This is a genomic window from Calditrichota bacterium (assembly GCA_014359355.1).
Taxonomy (GTDB): domain Bacteria; phylum Zhuqueibacterota; class Zhuqueibacteria; order JANLFK01; family Oleimicrobiaceae; genus Oleimicrobium.
Window position 1 is genome coordinate 1 of sequence record JACIZP010000167.1, and the last position, 17739, is coordinate 17739.

At 61.3% G+C, this 17739-nt stretch carries 20 protein-coding genes; all 20 read left to right on the top strand.

The window, feature by feature from the left end; translation table 11 throughout:
- Positions 1 to 2 precede the first annotated feature (2 nt).
- On the top strand, positions 3 to 212 hold the full coding sequence (gatC, locus tag H5U38_06895; protein ID MBC7186746.1) for an Asp-tRNA(Asn)/Glu-tRNA(Gln) amidotransferase subunit GatC: 210 nt from the start codon (positions 3 to 5) through the stop codon (positions 210 to 212).
- A gap of 8 nt (positions 213 to 220) precedes the next feature.
- A complete protein-coding gene (gene kdsB / locus H5U38_06900; GenBank protein ID MBC7186747.1) occupies positions 221 to 973 on the top strand; it encodes a 3-deoxy-manno-octulosonate cytidylyltransferase in 753 nt (250 codons plus the stop codon).
- Entirely contained in the window at positions 967 to 2613 is a 1647-nt protein-coding gene (locus tag H5U38_06905; GenBank protein MBC7186748.1) for a CTP synthase, read from the top strand. Before kdsB ends, H5U38_06905 begins: the two co-directional genes overlap by 7 nt.
- A 17-nt stretch (positions 2614 to 2630) precedes the next feature.
- On the top strand, positions 2631 to 3476 hold the full coding sequence (gene kdsA / locus H5U38_06910; protein MBC7186749.1) for a 3-deoxy-8-phosphooctulonate synthase: 846 nt from the start codon (positions 2631 to 2633) through the stop codon (positions 3474 to 3476).
- Between the two features lie 8 nt (positions 3477 to 3484).
- Positions 3485 to 4345 carry a hypothetical protein gene (locus H5U38_06915; protein ID MBC7186750.1) on the top strand — a complete coding sequence of 287 codons (861 nt, stop codon included), beginning with the start codon at positions 3485 to 3487 and terminating at the stop codon, positions 4343 to 4345.
- 3 nt (positions 4346 to 4348) lie between these two features.
- Positions 4349 to 5119, top strand: coding sequence for a hypothetical protein (locus H5U38_06920; protein MBC7186751.1), 771 nt, complete (start codon positions 4349 to 4351; stop codon positions 5117 to 5119).
- 30 nt (positions 5120 to 5149) lie between these two features.
- Positions 5150 to 5812 carry an Ig-like domain-containing protein gene (locus H5U38_06925; GenBank protein MBC7186752.1) on the top strand — a complete coding sequence of 221 codons (663 nt, stop codon included), beginning with the start codon at positions 5150 to 5152 and terminating at the stop codon, positions 5810 to 5812.
- A gap of 7 nt (positions 5813 to 5819) precedes the next feature.
- Positions 5820 to 6827: a KpsF/GutQ family sugar-phosphate isomerase gene (locus H5U38_06930; GenBank protein ID MBC7186753.1), complete on the top strand. Its 1008-nt coding sequence runs from the start codon at positions 5820 to 5822 to the stop codon at positions 6825 to 6827.
- Entirely contained in the window at positions 6824 to 7456 is a 633-nt protein-coding gene (lptC, locus tag H5U38_06935; GenBank protein MBC7186754.1) for an LPS export ABC transporter periplasmic protein LptC, read from the top strand. The genes H5U38_06930 and lptC overlap by 4 nt, the downstream gene beginning before the upstream one ends.
- A 20-nt stretch (positions 7457 to 7476) precedes the next feature.
- Positions 7477 to 8631 (top strand): hypothetical protein, encoded by a 1155-nt coding sequence (locus H5U38_06940; GenBank protein MBC7186755.1) that lies wholly within the window; start codon positions 7477 to 7479, stop codon positions 8629 to 8631.
- A gap of 26 nt (positions 8632 to 8657) precedes the next feature.
- Positions 8658 to 9383 carry an LPS export ABC transporter ATP-binding protein gene (gene lptB / locus H5U38_06945; GenBank protein MBC7186756.1) on the top strand — a complete coding sequence of 242 codons (726 nt, stop codon included), beginning with the start codon at positions 8658 to 8660 and terminating at the stop codon, positions 9381 to 9383.
- A gap of 200 nt (positions 9384 to 9583) precedes the next feature.
- Positions 9584 to 11026 (top strand): RNA polymerase factor sigma-54, encoded by a 1443-nt coding sequence (gene rpoN, locus H5U38_06950; protein ID MBC7186757.1) that lies wholly within the window; start codon positions 9584 to 9586, stop codon positions 11024 to 11026.
- A gap of 71 nt (positions 11027 to 11097) precedes the next feature.
- Positions 11098 to 11622 (top strand): ATP-dependent protease subunit HslV, encoded by a 525-nt coding sequence (gene hslV / locus H5U38_06955; GenBank protein ID MBC7186758.1) that lies wholly within the window; start codon positions 11098 to 11100, stop codon positions 11620 to 11622.
- Between the two features lie 40 nt (positions 11623 to 11662).
- Positions 11663 to 13000 (top strand): ATP-dependent protease ATPase subunit HslU, encoded by a 1338-nt coding sequence (gene hslU / locus H5U38_06960; protein ID MBC7186759.1) that lies wholly within the window; start codon positions 11663 to 11665, stop codon positions 12998 to 13000.
- A 15-nt stretch (positions 13001 to 13015) separates the two neighbouring features.
- The gene (gene argF, locus H5U38_06965; protein MBC7186760.1) at positions 13016 to 13930 is read left to right on the top strand and encodes an ornithine carbamoyltransferase; all 915 of its coding nucleotides are present in this window, start codon (positions 13016 to 13018) and stop codon (positions 13928 to 13930) included.
- Positions 13931 to 13958: 28 nt separating this feature from the next.
- Positions 13959 to 14921, top strand: coding sequence for a GNAT family N-acetyltransferase (locus H5U38_06970; GenBank protein ID MBC7186761.1), 963 nt, complete (start codon positions 13959 to 13961; stop codon positions 14919 to 14921).
- A gap of 44 nt (positions 14922 to 14965) precedes the next feature.
- Complete coding sequence (locus H5U38_06975) at positions 14966 to 16042, top strand: glycosyltransferase (GenBank protein MBC7186762.1); 1077 nt, start codon at positions 14966 to 14968, stop codon at positions 16040 to 16042.
- Entirely contained in the window at positions 16039 to 17157 is a 1119-nt protein-coding gene (locus H5U38_06980) for a glycosyltransferase family 4 protein (GenBank protein MBC7186763.1), read from the top strand. Before H5U38_06975 ends, H5U38_06980 begins: the two co-directional genes overlap by 4 nt.
- 76 nt (positions 17158 to 17233) lie before the next feature.
- Entirely contained in the window at positions 17234 to 17488 is a 255-nt protein-coding gene (locus H5U38_06985) for a hypothetical protein (protein ID MBC7186764.1), read from the top strand.
- A gap of 37 nt (positions 17489 to 17525) precedes the next feature.
- Positions 17526 to 17739, top strand: a 214-nt coding sequence (locus tag H5U38_06990) for an NUDIX domain-containing protein (protein ID MBC7186765.1), incomplete at its 3' end; no start/stop codon positions are given.

The following is a 17739-nucleotide window of genomic DNA, read 5'->3' on the forward strand; positions in this document are numbered from 1 at the left end:
GCATGGCGGCCGAGCTTTCGCGCATTCTCGACTATGTGGCTCAGCTGGAGCAGGTGGATGCTGCGGGAGTGGAGCCCATGGGGCAGCCGGAAGTGACCGTGCAGCGTGTACGTCGCGACGTGGTCAGACGAGGCCTCAAGCGCGAGGCGGCGCTGGCCGGGGCGCCGCGCTCCTGCGCAGGCTTCTTCAGCGTGCCCAAGGTGCTGCGGTAGGGGTGGCGATGCGGGCTGTGGGCATAATCCCCGCGCGCTGGGACTCCAGCCGCTTCCCTGGCAAGCCGTTGGCGGACATCGCCGGCAAGCCGATGATCCAATGGGTCTACGAGCGCGCACAACGTGCCGCGCTCCTCTCCCAGGTGATTGTCGCCACCGACGACGAGCGCATCGAGGAAGCGGTGAGAGCATTCGGCGGCGAAGTGGCCATGACCCCGCGCAGGGTCGCTTCGGGGACCGACCGCGTCGCCCTGGTGGCCAGGGATATGCCGGTGGAGATTGTCGTCAACATTCAGGGCGACGAACCACTGATTGAACCTGCCTCGATCGACCAGGCCGTGCGGCTGCTCATTGATGACCCCGAGGCGGTGGTGGGCACCTTAGCGCGCGAGGTGCAGACACCAGAGGAGCTGGCCGACCCGAACACCGTGCGCGTGGTGTTGGACCGCAAGGGATATGCCCTGTACTTTTCTCGTGCCGCTATCCCGTTTGTGCGGGACTGCGCCGCCCCAGAGAAGTGGCTTGAACATGCCACTTTCTACAACCACATCGGGCTTTACGTGTTCAGGCGGAGTTTTCTCCTCAAGTACGCCACCCTGCCCCAGACTCCGCTTGAGAAGGTGGAGAAGCTTGAGCAGCTGCGCATACTCGAACACGGCTTCCGTATCCGCGTGGGCATCACCAATAGCGTGCCGCTTTGTGTGGATACGCCCGCCGACCTGGAGCGCGTGAGGGAAGAAGTGAGGAAGAGAGGATGGTGAGCGGCGCCAAACAGACCAAGTACATCTTTGTGACCGGCGGGGTGGTCTCGTCGCTGGGCAAAGGGATTGCCTCCGCCTCCATCGGGCGGTTGCTCAAAGCGCGCGGCCTCAAGGTCACCATCATCAAGTTCGACCCCTACATCAATGTGGATCCCGGAACGCTCAGCCCCTATCAGCACGGCGAGGTCTTTGTGACCGATGACGGTGCCGAGACCGACCTCGACTTGGGGCACTATGAGCGCTTTATCGACACCGACATGTCCGCCCGCAACAATGCCACCACCGGCCAGATCTACTTTACGGTCATCAAGAAAGAACGCCGGGGTGACTACTTGGGCAAGACCGTGCAGGTGGTACCGCACATCACCGATGAGATTCAACGGCGCATCCTGCAGGTGGCCCGCGAGGGGGAACACTTCGATGTGGTGATCGCCGAAATCGGGGGCACAGTGGGCGACATCGAGAGCTTGCCTTTTTTGGAAGCCATCCGCCAGTTCTGCCTGGCGGTGGGGCGCGACAACGCCCTGAACGTCCACTTGACGCTGGTGCCCTACATCCGTGCCGCGGGCGAACTAAAGACCAAGCCGACCCAACACTCCGTGATGCGGCTGCGCGAGATTGGCATCCAGCCGGATATCCTCCTTTGCCGCACCGAGGTGCCGTTGAGCCGTGAGCAGCGAGAAAAGATCGGCCTGTTTTGCAGCGTGCCGCCCAACGCGGTCATTGAAGCGCGCGACGTCGAGTCCATTTACGAGGTGCCGTTGGTGTTCGAGAGTGGGGGGTTGGCCGACCAGATCGTTGAGCTGCTCAAGCTCAAGTGCGACAAGCCCGACCTGTCCACCTGGAAGTCTTTTGTGCACAAGGTGAAGAACCCGAGCGCCTTTGTGCGCGTGGCGATTTGCGGCAAGTACGCCGGACTGCGCGACTCGTACAAGAGCATTGTCGAGGCCTTTGTGCATGCCGGCGTGGAAAACGACGCCCGCGTGGAGCTCAAGTGGATTGATGCCGAAGAGTTAGAGAAGACTGGCGCGGAGGGGCGCCTCGACGATGTTTCGGGATTGTTAGTGCCGGGAGGCTTTGGCGAACGTGGCATAGAGGGGAAAATCGCGGCGGTGCGCTACGCCCGTGAGCACAAGTTGCCCTTCTTTGGCATCTGCCTCGGTTTGCAGTGCGCCGTGATCGAGTTTGCCCGCAACGTCTGTGGGCTGGAGGGCGCCAACAGCCGCGAGTTCGACCAGGGTACGCCGTATCCGGTGATTGATCTGATGGAGACGCAGGTGGACGTCACCCAAATGGGCGGTACCATGCGCCTGGGCGCCTACACTTGCGAGTTGGACAAGAAGTCGCTGGCGGCGAAAATCTATGGCCGCACCACTATCTCCGAGCGCCATCGTCACCGCTATGAGGTGAACAACAAGTACGTCCCCTTGCTGCAGGAAAGGGGATTGGTGGTCAGCGGGCGGAACCCGGACACGGGATTGGTGGAGATGATCGAGCTGCCGTCGCATCCCTGGTTTGTGGCTGGTCAGTTTCATCCTGAGTACAAGTCGCGAGTGCTCAAAGCCCACCCGCTGTTCCGCGCGTTTGTGCGGGCTGCCTTGCAGCACAAGGAGAGGCGTAACGGCAACAGAACAGCGTAGGTCAGGAGCTGGATACAGTGCGAACCGTGACCATTGGCGACATTAGCATCGGGCCCGGGCGACCGCTGGCGCTGATTGCCGGTCCGTGCGTGATCGAGTCGGAAGAGCTGGTGCTGCGCACAGCGGCGGAAGTGCAGAAAATCGCCCGGCGCGTCGGGATGCCGTTCATTTTCAAGTCCTCGTACCTGAAGGACAATCGCTCGTCGGCCAATTCCTATCAGGGCCCGGGCTTGGAGAAGGGGCTGCGCATCCTGCAGAAGGTGAAGGAAGAGATAGGCGTGCCGGTCCTTTCGGACATCCATGACCAGCATGAGGCGGAGCCGGCGGCAGAGGTGCTGGATGTGATCCAGATCCCTGCCTACCTATCCATGCAGACCAGCCTGACCCTTGCCGCGGCCCGGACCGGCAAGGCGCTCAACATCAAGAAGGGTCAGTTCCTCGACCCCACCGACATGAAGCACGTCATCGGCAAGGTGGAGGGCGTTGGCAACCACAACATCCTCCTCACCGAGCGTGGCACTTTCTTCGGCTACCACAACCTGGTTGTGGACTTTCGCTCTTTTGCCATCATGCGTGGCCTCGGCTATCCGGTAGTGTTTGACCCGACCCACGCGATACGGGTCTATGGGGTACCTTCCAGTGACCCCGCGGGTGGGCGGCCGGAGTTTGTACCGGGCCTGGCGCGGGCAGCAGTGGCGGCAGGGTGCGAGGCGGTGTTCATCGAGACGCATCCCAACTGCCGGGAAGCGCTGTGCGACGCAGCCAGCATGTGGCCCCTGGACAGGTTAGAGCGGCTGCTCATCCACCTGCGGCGCATGGACGAGCTTCGCCGCGAGCTCGAAGCGAAACAGCCCATCACGTGAGTGCAGTCATGCGCGTTCGTCTGTTCCAACTGCTTGCGCTCACCTCGGCCTTCGCCGTGGGTCTCTCCCAGACGAGCGCGCAGACCGCCGTCACCGTGGCAGTGCTGGAGTTCCAGAACGTCAGCGGGATCAAAGACTGGGACAGGCTCTGCGCACTCGTGCCGGAGATGCTCAAAACGGAGCTTTCGCGCTCACCCTACCTTCAGGTGCTTGAGCGCAGTACACTGGACGGGGTAATGCAGGAGTTGGCGCTGGCACAGAGTGGGCTGTTGAACGAGGAACAGGCGCTGGCGGTCGGGCAGATGGCGGGCGCGCGCTACGTGATTCAGGGCGCCATTGGTCGCTCCGCGGGTGCACTGCGCCTCGATGCCCACATCGTCGAAGTGAGCAGTGGTAGGGTGCTGGGCGAGAAGGTAGAGGGCCACGGCTATCAGGCCTTGCCGCAGATGGTGGGCCTGTTGGCGCAGAACATCGTGTACGATCTGACGGGCAATGGCCAATATCAACAGCAGGTCCGATTGCGCACCTACCCGGCCTCGTTTGCACTGGGTGTCACCGGAGTGTGCGGCTTAGCGACGCTCATCACGCACCTCAACTACCGCGAGGCATACCATGAGTATCAGCAGGCTACGCGCCTGGCGGACTTTGACCGCACTTACGACCGTGCCAATAGCTACATGAAGGCGCGCAATGTGCTGCTGGGTGTCACAGGCGTCGCCGGCATGGTGACTCTTGCCCTGATTGCCGCCAACAGGACGGAGTCGAACTACGTGGTGGCCGCTGCGGCAGAGCCACGGACGAACCGATTGTCCCTGCGCCCTGAATGGGATGGCGCAGGGGTACGCTTGGCGCTCAGCTACAGGTGGTGAAATATGCCTGGTCCAGTGCGCCTCGCTGTGGTCCTCTTGGCATTGGCCTGCCAGTGCGGGGACCTGCCGCGGGACAACCCCCTGGACCCCAAGAACCCGCGTAGCCAGCGGGAGCGCGTGATCTTGGCCGAGGCATTCGTCAGCGACGATCCGGCTGCTGCCTACTGCGGTTATGCGCTTGATGCTCTCGCCCAGCTCGAAGCGGAAGTAGGCAGCGCTCATCTGCTCATCGCCGAGTACCACTTGCCGAATCCTGGCAAGTGGGTCGATCCACATGCGGTGCCCGAGGCGCGCCTGCGGTACGAAGAACTGGCCCAGACGGGCCTCGGCATTCCCGATGTTTTCTTTGACGGTCCCGCAGGTCGGGTACAAGGCGCGTACAGTGCCGCTACTGCCTATGACCGCTACCGGCGGCTCTATGACGCGCACCGCACGAGTGCGGGGCTGTTCACCATCGAGGGGGAGGTGGCGCGTACCAACGCCGAGGTGAAGGTGCAGGTGAGCCTGGCCAGGCTTGGTTCGCAGCCCGCCCGTGCTCTCTTGCTGCGTGCAGTGCTGGTGCGCGACCTGGGCATGGATAGGCACCACCACGTGGTGAAGGCTGTCTTTTCGGGCCAACGGGTAGAGGATTTGCAGGCCGGTGAGGTGGTGCAAAGTACTTTCCTGTTACCGGCAAGTGCAGTCAGTGGCGGCGATGAGTCGCTCATTGTCTTTGTCGAGTCCGGAGAAGGGGCCAATCGTGTGGTGGAACAGGCCGCTTCGCTTAGGCTTTAGGGCCAAAGTGCCAAAGGGTAACAAGCAGCGATGAAGCACTGCCGGACAACGGTGATCGTCGTGGCAGCGCTTCTGTCCGGCTGCAGTCTGGTGGAGAAGCTGGCCAATCGGCCACCGGTCATCGTGCGCGTCTACGCCCTGGACAATGACCTTTACCCTGGCGATACCACCACGGTCATCGTCGAGGCCGAAGACCCGGACGGGGACCTCTTGTCGTATCAATGGAATACGACCGGCGGGGCGTTCGTTGGCTCAGCGCAAGGGGCGCGTGCCCTGTGGCAGGCACCAACGCAGCCTGGCTCCTACCAGCTGACCGTCACGGTGCGCGACGAGAACGGTGCGCAGGTTACCGGTTCGCTGACCGTGGTGGTAGCCAGCGAAGAGCCACCGCAGGTAACTATTGTGCGACCGCGCGAAGGAGAGGCCCTGCCAGGACTGGGCACGTTTCGCGTGGAGGCGCGGGTGACGCACCCCACCAGTCCCATCGAGCGGGTGGAGTTTTGCGTTGATGGCACGCTGCTTTTCACGGACACTGCTGCAGAAGGCAATCTGTACGCCTTTCTTTGGAATCTGGACGGCCTTTCCGGGCCGAAGACAGTGGTTGCAAAGGGGTATCGATTGCACCCGCCTGGGCCCCCGGGTGCCGATTCGGTGCACGTGGTCATCGAGGGGGTGACCCCTTTTCCAAGGTGAACGCTCCATGGAAGCTACCATTGCGTCTTTGTCGAATGCGAATGCTGAAGCTGCGCAGGCGATTGCTACAGGAAAACGAGTCCTGGAGATCGAGGCGCGCGCCCTCCACGCCTTGGTCGACAGGGTGGGTGACTCCTTCGTCAAGGCTGTAGACTTGCTGTATAACTGCCGGGGTCGGGTGATCGTGACCGGCATGGGCAAGTCGGGGATTGTTGCCTCGAAGATCGCCGCCACGCTGACCAGCACCGGCACGGCGGCCATCTTTATGCACGCAGCCGAAGGGGTGCACGGCGACCTGGGCTTGGTGCGCAAGGACGACGTGGTCATCTGCGTGTCGAAAAGCGGCAACACTGGCGAACTGACGCGCCTCTTCCCGGCGTTGCGGAGGATCGGGGTGCCCATCATCTCGTTGATTGGCAACCTCCGTTCCGCGCTGGCCGAACGCAGCGACGTGGTGCTCGACGTGAGCGTGCAGGAAGAGGCCTGTCCCAACGACCTCGCCCCCACTGCCAGCAGCACCGCCGCCTTAGCCATGGGGGATGCTCTGGCGGTGGCGCTTTTGGAGCGGCGTCGCTTCAGCCCGGAGGATTTCGCCTTTCTCCATCCCGGGGGCTCGCTGGGCAAGAGACTGCGCCTCAAGGTGGACGACATCATGTTCACCGGCGAGAAAGTGGCCAAGGTGAAACTTGATACGCCGCTGCGCGAGGCCATCCTCGAGATAACCCGCAAACGCTTCGGTGGCACGTGCGTGGTAGACGACCAGGAGGTGCTGCGCGGCATCATTACCGACGGCGACCTGCGCCGGCTCATGGAGCGGGACTTTGACGTGCGCACGCTCACCGCTGCCGACGTCATGAACGACAAGCCGAAGACAGTGCAAGCGGGGTCTATGGCTATCGACGCGCTGCGCATCATGGAGGACCTCAATATCATGCAGATCGTGGTGGTGGACAAGGAGAACCACCCGGTGGGGATGATTCACCTCCACGATTTCCTGGAAGCTGGAGTTTCATGAGACTGAGGGTTTTGGTCGCAGCCGGCCTGGTGGCGCTCATGGTCGCCTGTGCGCGAAAGGAAGCGCCGCGGACTACTGCCCGTCCGCCTGAGGGGAGGCCGGTGGAGCAGGAGGGCTGGCATTCGCGCGTGGTGAGCACCAAGGAGGGAAGACCCACAGCCATCATCAAGTACGGGCACATGGTCAAGTACAAGGGGGACAGAGTCTATCGGTTCGACCAGGGCGTGGAAGTAGATTTGTTCAACGACGAGGGGGCGCGTCTGTCGCACGTCACTGCCGACTCGGGCGTGATGCACGAAGCCTCCTACGACGTCGAGGCGCACGGCAATGTGGTGGTGGTTTCCGACAGCGGCGTGGTGCTGCTCACGCAACGGCTTTTCTACACCAAAGAAAACGACAAGGTCTACTCTGATGCCCCGGTGACGATCGTGCGCGGTCCGGGCGACACCCTTTACGGAAAAGGGTTCGAGTCTGACAAGAACTTGCGCAACTACACGTTCTACGAACCGCGCGGCGTTACAGAGCGTAAGATCGACCTCGACCTCGAGCGGCAGGTTCGACCCAAACGGGTGCGCGCGGACTCCGCTGCTGGGGTGAGCGGACCTCCGTCGGGTGGGACACCGGAGTAGCCAGGGGGTGGAAGATGAGGATGGGTGGGGTCGGAAGCGATCGTCAGCGACTCGCACTTATTTTGGGCGTCATGCTCGTCGTCGGGGGCAGCCTTCGCGCCCAGGTGCAGGATGAGCGGCTGCGGCTTGTCAGAGCGGCGCGCCTGAGCGGACAGACAGTCGACGGGCGGGTTCTGCAGAGACTCGAAGGGGACGTGCTTTTCCGTCAGGGGCAGGCTACCATGTCGTGCGAGCAGGCGCTCCGCGACGAAGCAGCAGGCACGGTGGTGTTCATGGGCCGCGTGCGCATCGATACCGGAAGGCGCAGGCTGTATGCCGAGCGCGTCGCGTACAACGAGTTCAGCCGGGTGGAAGAGGCAGAGGGGCATCCGGTGGTCTACGATAGCACGCGACGGCTGGCAGCCGAGAGGCTGACCTACTTCGAGCCAGAAGAGCGGGCGCTGGCCGTAGGGCGGGTCGTCCTTGCGGACACCGCGCGTTTCACCACGCTCACGTGCGGCCGAGCGGAATACTTTCGCGCCACCGGCTATGCGGTGGCCACCCATTCCCCGCGTCTGGTCAAGACCGACAGCACCGGCGGCGATTCGCTGGTGCTATCGGGCGACAAAATGGAAGTGTTCGACGCAGGCGCACGCGCCCTGGTCACCGACAGCGTCACGCTCAGGAAGGGGCGCCTGGTGGTCCGCTGTGGCAGAGCGGAGTACTTTGACGATGAGGAGAAAGTGCTCCTCACTGCCGCGCCTCATGGCGTGTACGGCCAGGACCATATCCGCGGCACGACAATGGAGGTGTACCTCAGTGGACAGGAGGTGCGCAGAATCGTCGTCCAAGGCGACGCGCTGATCACCTCGCCCAGTGACTCACTCAACCCGGAGACGCGCGTGAATCGCCTTACCGGGCAACGAGTGACCATCCAGCTGGCCGAGGAACAGATCCGAGAGATGACCATCGAGGAGCAGGCCACGAGCCTCTACCACGTGCTGGAAGAAGGCGAATTCAAGGGCGTCAATCTCATCAGCGGCGACCGGATACTCCTTTACCTTGAGGACGGCAAGTTGCGCCGTGTGCGCATCGAGAGCGCTCCAGGTAAGACCAGCGGTGTCTTTTATCCGCCGCGCTTAGAAGGTGCCATTCCCGCTGACAATGGGCGAGGGACGAGACGAGCGACAGGATGACGCAGGCTGGAGGTGGTGACCACCGCATGCTCCTCCGCTCCGAGGAGCTGGTCAAGGTCTACAGCAAGAGAAAAGTGGTCAACGGGGTCTCCATCGAGGTCCGCCAGGGCGAGATCGTCGGACTGCTGGGGCCCAACGGAGCGGGCAAGACGACCACCTTCTACATGATCACCGGGATGATTCCTCCCACAGCCGGGAGGATCTTTCTGGACGATCGCGAGATCACGCACTTGCCCATGTACCGGCGGGCGCAGCTGGGAATTGCCTATCTATCGCAAGAGCCGTCGATCTTTCGCAAACTGACGGTGGAAGAGAACATTTTGGCCATCCTGGAGACGATGGACCTGACCCGCGAGGAGCGACGGCAGCGCCTTGAGGAGCTGCTCAACGAGCTGGATATTGCCCATCTGGCCAAGAACAAAGCCTATACCCTGTCCGGAGGGGAGAGGCGACGCGCCGAGATAACCAGGGCGTTGGTCACTAAGCCAAAGTTCATCTTGCTGGACGAGCCGTTTGCAGGCGTCGACCCCATTGCAGTGGAGGACATCCAGAGCATCGTGGCGCGCCTGAAAGAGAAAAACATCGGCGTGCTCATCACTGATCACAACGTGCATGAGACGCTTTCGATCACCGACAGGGCATATCTGCTCTACGAGGGGGTCGTCCTCAAGTCTGGGACCTCGGAGTTCTTAGCCAACGACCCCGAGGCCCGAAAGCTGTACCTGGGGGAGAAATTCCGCCTGGATCGTTGAGCGCATGCCCGGTGCCGTGCGAGTGCAGAGAAGGAATGCAAGAGACTGTTCGGGAACGTGGTAAAGGCATGAGGTGAGAACCAAGGGAAAGCGACAGTGGAAACCTGTGGGAGTAAGCGACTGTTGAATATTGGCATGTGGGTAGCTGAGGTGGAGAAGGGACGTTACTGCTGGCCCAGAAGGAAGGAGGTGCAGAGCGCATGGTAAATCTGTCGCAAAGACTGTCCATGCAGCTGCGGCAGTCACCGCAGCAAGTGCTGCTCTCTTCCTTGCTCCAGTTACCGATTCTCAGTCTTGAGCACCGCATCAACTTGGAGCTGGAGACCAATCCCCTTCTGGAAATCGACACGGAAATGGAAGAAGAACTGGAGCAGGAGGAAATTCCAGAGCAGACCTTAGAGCTGGAGAGTCCCGAGGAGTCTGATGAGCAGGAAGTCGACTATGATACCATTCACGACCAAAAAGAGGAACAGGAGATAGACTGGGAAACCGTGCTCAACGATCAGGATTCTTACGAGCACTGGATCCCCAGGGAGAAGGACGCGGAGCAGTTCGAGCGACCGGAGGTCTACCGCGAGACGCTCACCGACCACCTGCTCAATCAGTTGCACCTGACTGACCTCTCCGACCAGGAGATGGCCATCGGCGAACACCTCATCTGGAATATCAACAGCGCAGGCTACTTAGCGACCGATGTGCACAGCGTGGCCGACACCTTCGAGGTGGACGCAGAGGTCGTCGAGAAGGTGCTGGAGGTCATTCAGCATTTTGATCCGCCCGGGATCGGGGCCCGCAACCTGCAGGAGTGCCTGCTCATCCAGCTACTGGAGCAGGAGGACCCGCACCCCTTGGCGGTGACCATCATTCGCGACCATTTCGATGACTTTAAAAATTTGCGCTTCGAAAAGCTGGCGAAGACCCTCGGAGTCAGCCTGGACGAGGTGAAAGAGGCAATCGAGGAGATCAAGAAGCTCAATCCCAAGCCAGGGGAAGGGTACGTTGCCTACGACGACAATTACGTCGTGCCGGATATATCTGTGGTCAAAGAGGACGGGGAATTCAAGGTCATACTGAACGACTGGAACATCCCCTCGTTGCGCATCAGCAAGTCGTACCGACAGATGCTGGCCGACAAGAAGAACACGCCCAAGGAGGCAAGGGACTATATCCGGCAGCGGTTAGAGTCGGCGCGTTGGCTGATCAATTCTATCCAGCAAAGGCGTCAGACCATCATCCGCGTCATGGAGGCCATTGTTCGGCGGCAACGTGACTTTTTCGAGCACGGCCCCGAGCACATCAAGCCGATGATTCTCAAGGACATCGCCGACGATATCGGCATGGACATCTCCACGGTGAGCCGGGTCACTAATGGCAAGTACGTGCAGACCGAGTTCGGCGTCTTCGAGCTGAAGTACTTTTTCAGTGAGAAGATCCATCGCGACGACGGCGAGGATGTGTCCAACAAGGTCATCAAGAACCTCATCAAGGAGATCATTCAGAAGGAAGACCCGAAGAAGCCCCTCAACGACCAGAAGATCGCAGAGATGCTCAAGGCTCAGGGGTACAACGTGGCCAGACGAACAGTGGCCAAGTATCGCGAACAGATGATGATTCCCATTGCCCGCTTGCGGCGGGGTCTATAGAACGCAGTAGAGGAGCTCCGACCGTGTATATGACCCATGGGGAATGCCGTAGTTGGTGGCCGTGTGGCGGCATGCATGCCACCACTATTCTGGGCGTGCGCCACAAGGGCGAAGTGGCGCTGGCCGGCGATGGTCAGGTGACCTTTGGCGACGCCGTGCTCAAGAACAACGCCAAGAAGGTACGGAAAATCTACAACGACACTGTGTTGGCTGGCTTTGCAGGAGCGGCGGCGGACGCCCTCACTCTGTTCGACCGATTCGAGAAGCGGTTGGAAGAGTCCCATGGCAACCTGGGCCGCGCCGCCGTAGAACTGGCGAAAGACTGGCGCAGCGACCGCTACCTGCGCCGCCTCGACGCCACCTTGGCGGTGATGGACAAGAAGCAGACCTTCATCATCTCTGGTACCGGCGAGGTCATCGAGCCCGACGACGATGTGGTGGCCCTTGGCTCGGGCGGTGGCTACGCCCTGGCAGCGGCGCGTGCCTTGATCAAACACACCGACCTCAGCGCGCGCGACATTGTCCGCGAGGCCATGCAGGTAGCCTCGTCCATCTGTATCTACACCAACAATAAGATTACGATGATCGAGCTGTAGCTGCGCTATGAGAGGGCGAGCCAAGGGCGCGGAGCATAAGATGAAAGAGCTTACGCCGCGAGAGATAGTGCGGGAGCTGGACCGCTACATCATCGGCCAAGAGAAGGCCAAGAAGGCGGTGGCAATTGCCTTGCGCAACCGCTGGCGGCGTTTGCAGGTGGATGAGCGGTTGCGCGAAGAGATCATGCCCAACAACATCATCCTCATTGGCCCGACAGGCGTGGGCAAGACCGAGATCGCGCGACGCCTGGCCAAGCTGGCCAATGCCCCGTTCATCAAGGTAGAAGCCTCCAAGTTCACCGAGGTGGGCTATGTAGGGCGCGACGTGGAATCCATCATCCGCGACCTGGTGGACCTGGCGGTGGCCATGACGCGCAACGAGAAGGCCGAGGAGCTGGAGCCGCGCGCCGAGCAATTGGCCGAAGAGCGCCTGCTCGATCTGCTCCTGCCGGAGAGCGGCGATGGCAAGGAGGACAATCCTACGCCTCGCCAGCGTCTGCGCAACACCAGGGAGAAGCTGCGTCGCCGGCTGCGCGCTGGCCAGTTAGAGGAGCGCACGGTGGAAGTGGAAGTGCCGGTGGACTCGATGTCCCTCATGCAAATCATCTCGCCGCTGGGCGTCGAGGAGATGGGCGTCAACGTCCAGGAACTGCTCGGCCCCATGGTGCCCAAGAAGGTCAAGAAGCGCGAGATGAAAGTTGCCGAGGCGCGTCGCTATCTGGTGCAAGAGGAGCTGCAAAAGCTCATCGACATGGAGGAAGTGGTGCGCGAGGCCATCGCCCGGGTTGAGGACTCTGGGATAGTCTTCCTGGATGAGATCGACAAGATCGCTGGCGAAAAGAGTGCGGTGGGTCCCGACGTCTCGCGTGAGGGCGTGCAGCGCGACCTGCTGCCAGTCATCGAAGGCACCACCGTCTTGACCAAGTACGGGCTTGTGCGCACCGACCATATCCTGTTCATCGCCTCAGGGGCGTTCCACGTATCTCGGCCCTCGGACCTCATCCCTGAGCTGCAAGGCCGCTTTCCGATTCGCGTGGAGCTCCACAGCCTCACCACCGAGGACTTTATGCGCATCCTCACCGAGCCGGAGAACGCCCTCATCAAGCAGTACACCGCGCTCTTGGAGAGCGAAGGGGTACATATCAGATTCACCCGTGGGGCGCTGTGGGAAATTAGCGAGACGGCGACCAAGGTCAATGAGCGTACCGAAAACATCGGCGCGCGCCGCCTCCACACGATCTTGACCACGCTGTTGGAGGACATCCTCTACCAACTGCCGGACGAGAACATCAAGACTGTGACCATCACCCAGAAGCAGGTGAGAGAGACCCTGCGCGACATTGTGGAAGACGAGGACCTGAGCCACTACATTCTGTGAACGGAGGTGGAACTGATGAAGCGCGACTTTCTTGCCATCACCGATTTTTCTTCGCAAGAGGTAGAAGCCACGCTTCAGCTCGCCAAGAAGCTGAAGCGCGAGGCAAAGAAGGGCAAACTACAGCCTCTGCTCAAGGGCAAGACTCTGGCGATGATTTTCGAGAAGCCTTCTGCCCGCACCCGCGTGTCCTTCGAGGTGGGCATGTTCCAGTTAGGTGGGCATGCCCTCTACCTTGGCCCCAATGAGATCGGCTTGGGGAAGCGCGAATCGGTGGCCGATGTGGCGCGCGTGCTCTCCCGCTACTGCGATGGGATCATGGCGCGCCTGTTCGGCCACGAGACGATCGAGGAACTGGCCCGCTATGCCTCGGTGCCGGTGGTCAACGGCCTCACTGACCTGCTCCACCCCTGCCAGGTGATGGGGGACGTCTTGACCATCATCGAGCACAAAGGGCGCATGCAGGGCCTGAAGGTGGCGTGGGTAGGGGATGGCAACAATGTGGCGAACTCGTGGATCAATATGGCCTCACGGCTGCCCTTTACGCTGCACCTGGCCTGCCCAGAGGGATATGACCCCAACCAGGCCATCTTGGAGCGTGCCCGCAACGCGGGGTTGAGCGACATCAAAATCTTCCGCGACCCCAAAGAGGCGGTGCGTGGCGCGGACGTCATCTACACCGACGTGTGGGCAAGCATGGGGCAGGAGGCCGAGGCGGAAGCACGCAAGAAGGTTTTCCGGCCATACCAGGTGAATGACGACCTGGTGAAACTTGCCGCTCCGGACTGCATTGTCATGCACTGTCTGCCTGCGCACCGTGGCGACGAGATCACCGATGAAGTGATCGACGGCCCGCATTCGGTGGTCTTTGACGAGGCGGAAAACCGCCTGCACGTGCAAAAGGCCGTCCTGATCACCTTGATGCGCAGCTGAGGGTAATTCATCGAGCGAGGAGTGCTTCGTGGAGATCGTCCGCTACAAGGAGCATCACGCCGAGGAGTGGGATCGCTTCGTCTGGGCAGCGAACAACGGCACCATTTTCCACACACGCCGCTTTCTTTCCTATCATCCGCCGGGAAGGTTTGAGGACCATTCCCTGCTCTTCTACAAGCGCGGGAAGTTGCTGGCTCTGCTGCCGGCGGTGCGTATCGATCGCGGGAACTCCAATGTTCTCTCCTCGCATTGCGGGGCCTCCTACGGTGGGTTCGTGGTGAAGGCCGATCTCTCCATCCGCGATGCGTTTATGCTGGTGGACGCGCTGCTGGATTACACCCGGTCTCAGAAATTCGACGTGCTGGAGCTGACCCATCCGCCACAGGTCTACTGGGAGAAGCCCAGCAACTACATTGACTTTGCCCTGTTTCAGCGGAATTTCGTGTACAAGAAGCGGGAGATTTCCAGCGTCGTTCCTCTCAATTTCCCGCCCGAGCGGGTGTTGGAGACCTTCAGCGCGGAATCGCGGCGGGCGGTGCGGCGCGCCCTCAAGTTGGGGGTGCGCGTGCGCCGCTGCGATGCTTATGAGGACTTTTACCAGATCCTGCAAAAGAACCTGAAGATGCGGCACAACGTGCGCCCGACGCATACGGTGGAGGAACTTGTCAGGCTCAAGGACCTCTTTCCGGAGCGGATCCATCTCGTGGCGGCGTTCGTTGAGGAACGGATGGTTGCCGGCGTGGTGCTGTTCTATTGCAACAGCCGCACCAACCTTGCCTTTTACATCAGCCACAACGAGGAGTACCAGCAGTACCGGCCGGTGAACCTCCTCTTCTACCAGATCTTCCAGGACTCTATCCGCGAGGGGTTTCGCTGGTTTGACTTTGGCATCTTCACCGTCAACATGGAGCCCAACTGGGGGTTGGGGCATTTCAAGGAAGGGTTCGGCGCGCAGGGGGTGTTCCGGGACACCTTTCACCGCGCCGTGTGAAGGCGTAGCGCCACAGGTGCTTCCACGCCTCGGGTGGGTCGTCCATGTCGCTGCGCATCCTGCACATTGCCCCGTTCAACACTTCTGATGTCCCCATGACCTTGGTGCGCGCCGAGCGGGCCATGGGGCACTACAGTCGCCTCGTGACCCTGGCCCGCGATCCGCGTGCCTTCGAGGAGGACATCTGCCTGGAGCTGCCCTTCTTGGACTGGTGGGGAACGCGCCTGGCGAAGCGGCTGGTGGCCGATCCGCGCCGGCTGCGCGTGGACAATGTCGCCCGCATTCCAGAGCACGTGCCGCTCACGTGGCGACCGCGAGGTCCGGCGGAGGCTTGTCTCGTCCGGCTGCGCGAACGCTTATGGGCGCCAGCCATACGCCGGGCCATCCGCGACCACGACCTGACCAATTTCGACGTCTACCAGCTTGACGGCGGGCTGGAGTTTACGCGGGACGGTGGTTTTGTGGCCGCCCGCAAGCGGGAAGGCAAGCGCGTCATCTGCTGCTACACGGGCAGCGATCTGCGCACGCGCGGCGTCATCCCCGCCATTGACCGCATCGCTGACCTCACGGTGAGCGTGGAATTTGACCATTTGCGGCTGCACCCCTCCATTCATCACGTCTTCTTCCCGTTCGAAGTGGAGCGCTTCCAGCCGGTGCGCGAGCGGAGGCCGGGCCCTCTGCGCATCGGTCACGCACCGACCAGCCGCAAGGCAAAGGGGAGCGACATCATCATTCCCGTGATTGCCTCGTTGGCGGCGGAATATGGGGTGGAGATGGTGCTCATCGAGAATCTTCCTTACAAGGAGGCGATCCGGCGCAAGGCCGACTGCGACATCTTCGTCGACCAGCTTGGCGACCTGGGCTATGGCATCAACTCCTTGGAGGCGCTGGCCATGGGCATCCCCGTGTGCTCATGCCTGGCGCCAGGGTTTGCCGAGCGCTACCCGGATCACCCATTTGTGGTTGTCGACGCCACTAACCTCCGAGAGCAGCTCGTTCGTCTGATTACCAGCCCCGGCCTGCGCCAGCAGCTTGGCACGGCCGGGAGGCGATGGGTGAAAGAGCACCACGACAGTCGCCAAGTAGCAGCGCGGATTCACCAGCTGGCAGGGCTCCGATGACAGAGTCCAAGCTGCGCATCCTATTTGTGAACTCCATCCAGATGTTTGGCGGCGGCGAGGTCTGGATGCTGCGCACCTTGACTTTGCTCAAAAAGAGAGGGCATCGCGTCTGGCTGCTCTGTCGTCCCGGCACGCGACTGGCGCAGGAGGCGGGCCGCCAAGGCATCCCGGTGGTGACAATGCACATGCGCGGCGACTTTGACCCGCTGGTTATCTGGCAGGTTTATCGCCTGCTCAAGCGCCTGCGCGTGCAGGTGGTGCTCACCAACATGGACAAAGAGCTGCGTTTTGCCGGCATTGCTGCGCGCCTGGCCGGGGTCAAAGCCGTTTTCCCAACAAGGGGCATAGACTACCCCCTCAAGGATCGGTGGCGCTACCGCTTCGCGTACACGCGCATAGCGAGCGCAGTCATCGCCAACTCCCAGGCCACTGCCAATGCGCTCCTGCGGAACGCACCATGGCTTGCCAGAGAGAAGATTGTGGTCATCCACAACGGCATTGACCCTCTTCCTTTTGCGATGGGGCGGCCGCGGCTGCGGCATGAGCTGGACATCGCCCCTAAGGCGAAGGTGGTGGGATTTGTCGGCCAGCTCGACGAGCGGAAGGGCATCTGCTATCTTCTGGAAGCGTTCCGCCAGGTCCATCACCGCTATCCGGAGGCAGTGCTGCTCATGGTCGGCGAAGGGCCGCTGAGAGAGTGGATTGCCGAAGCTGCGGCGCGGGAGAACCTGCCCGTGATCTTGACTGGATTCCGGGAGGATGTTCCCGCGGTGATGCAGAGTATCGACCTGTTGGTGCTGCCGTCGCTGTGGGAGGGCTTTGGCATCGTCCTCATCGAAGCCATGGCAGCACGTAAGCCGGTTGTGACCACTGCGGTGAGCAGCATGCCCGAAATTGTCGTTCACGGCGAGACTGGGCTGCTTGTTCCTCCAGCCGACGCTGGGGCCTTGGCAGATGCGATTTGCCGCCTGCTGGCCGATCCTGCGCTCCGCCAGAGGATGGGCCGCGCGGGTAGAGCACGGGTCGAGGCCCACTTCAGCGACCGACGGATGGTTGACGAACTGGAACAGCTCTTCCGGCAAGGGAAGCCCGGGCAGATGCAAAAATTTTGTTGATTTTCAGTTTTTATTTTGATAGCTTTGCGCCGAAATGGAACAAGTGCAACACCAAATGTGGGAGAGGGTATAGGCAATGAGTGGCGGCGACGATTCCCGTCGATGGCTCGACGACGAGTGGTCCTCGGACTATGACCCAGATGAAGAGCCGTGGGACGATGACAACTGGGAAGAGCAAGACGAGGAGGGGGAAGAGTGGGATGAGGAGTGGGACGAGGAAGAAGACTGGGACGAGGACCTCGATGAGGAAGAGGACTGGGAGGACGAAGAATACCTCGACGAGGAAGAAGAGGAGGAGTGGGGAGATTTTGACGACTGGGAAGACAATTAACCAGCCAGCATCCGTCGAGTACACTCAGGTGCAGTCCATGTATCCGCCCACGCCCCTCGTGGGCGTTGCTATTTTGGTGGCACGCGATGGGGCGGTGCTGCTTGTCAAACGGGCTTTTCCTCCCAATGCCGGCCGTTGGTCTCTGCCCGGGGGTCACGTGGAGCTCGGCGAGCCCTTGAAGGAAGCTGCGCGCCGTGAAGTGGCCGAGGAGTGCGGCATCGACGTCGAGGTAGGGGAACTCCTCGACGTCT

Bases quoted from the DNA above. Each gene is read 5' to 3' on its own strand.
- gatC (MBC7186746.1), top strand. From the start codon at position 3: ATGGCGGCCGAGCTTTCGCGCATTCTCGACTATGTGGCTCAGCTGGAG.
- kdsB (MBC7186747.1), top strand. From the start codon at position 221: ATGCGGGCTGTGGGCATAATCCCCGCGCGCTGGGACTCCAGCCGCTTC.
- H5U38_06905 (MBC7186748.1), top strand. From the start codon at position 967: ATGGTGAGCGGCGCCAAACAGACCAAGTACATCTTTGTGACCGGCGGG.
- H5U38_06915 (MBC7186750.1), top strand. From the start codon at position 3,485: ATGCGCGTTCGTCTGTTCCAACTGCTTGCGCTCACCTCGGCCTTCGCC.
- H5U38_06920 (MBC7186751.1), top strand. From the start codon at position 4,349: ATGCCTGGTCCAGTGCGCCTCGCTGTGGTCCTCTTGGCATTGGCCTGC.
- H5U38_06925 (MBC7186752.1), top strand. From the start codon at position 5,150: ATGAAGCACTGCCGGACAACGGTGATCGTCGTGGCAGCGCTTCTGTCC.
- H5U38_06930 (MBC7186753.1), top strand. From the start codon at position 5,820: ATGGAAGCTACCATTGCGTCTTTGTCGAATGCGAATGCTGAAGCTGCG.
- lptC (MBC7186754.1), top strand. From the start codon at position 6,824: ATGAGACTGAGGGTTTTGGTCGCAGCCGGCCTGGTGGCGCTCATGGTC.
- H5U38_06940 (MBC7186755.1), top strand. From the start codon at position 7,477: ATGGGTGGGGTCGGAAGCGATCGTCAGCGACTCGCACTTATTTTGGGC.
- lptB (MBC7186756.1), top strand. From the start codon at position 8,658: ATGCTCCTCCGCTCCGAGGAGCTGGTCAAGGTCTACAGCAAGAGAAAA.
- rpoN (MBC7186757.1), top strand. From the start codon at position 9,584: ATGGTAAATCTGTCGCAAAGACTGTCCATGCAGCTGCGGCAGTCACCG.
- hslV (MBC7186758.1), top strand. From the start codon at position 11,098: ATGCATGCCACCACTATTCTGGGCGTGCGCCACAAGGGCGAAGTGGCG.
- hslU (MBC7186759.1), top strand. From the start codon at position 11,663: ATGAAAGAGCTTACGCCGCGAGAGATAGTGCGGGAGCTGGACCGCTAC.
- argF (MBC7186760.1), top strand. From the start codon at position 13,016: ATGAAGCGCGACTTTCTTGCCATCACCGATTTTTCTTCGCAAGAGGTA.
- H5U38_06975 (MBC7186762.1), top strand. From the start codon at position 14,966: ATGTCGCTGCGCATCCTGCACATTGCCCCGTTCAACACTTCTGATGTC.
- H5U38_06980 (MBC7186763.1), top strand. From the start codon at position 16,039: ATGACAGAGTCCAAGCTGCGCATCCTATTTGTGAACTCCATCCAGATG.
- H5U38_06985 (MBC7186764.1), top strand. From the start codon at position 17,234: ATGAGTGGCGGCGACGATTCCCGTCGATGGCTCGACGACGAGTGGTCC.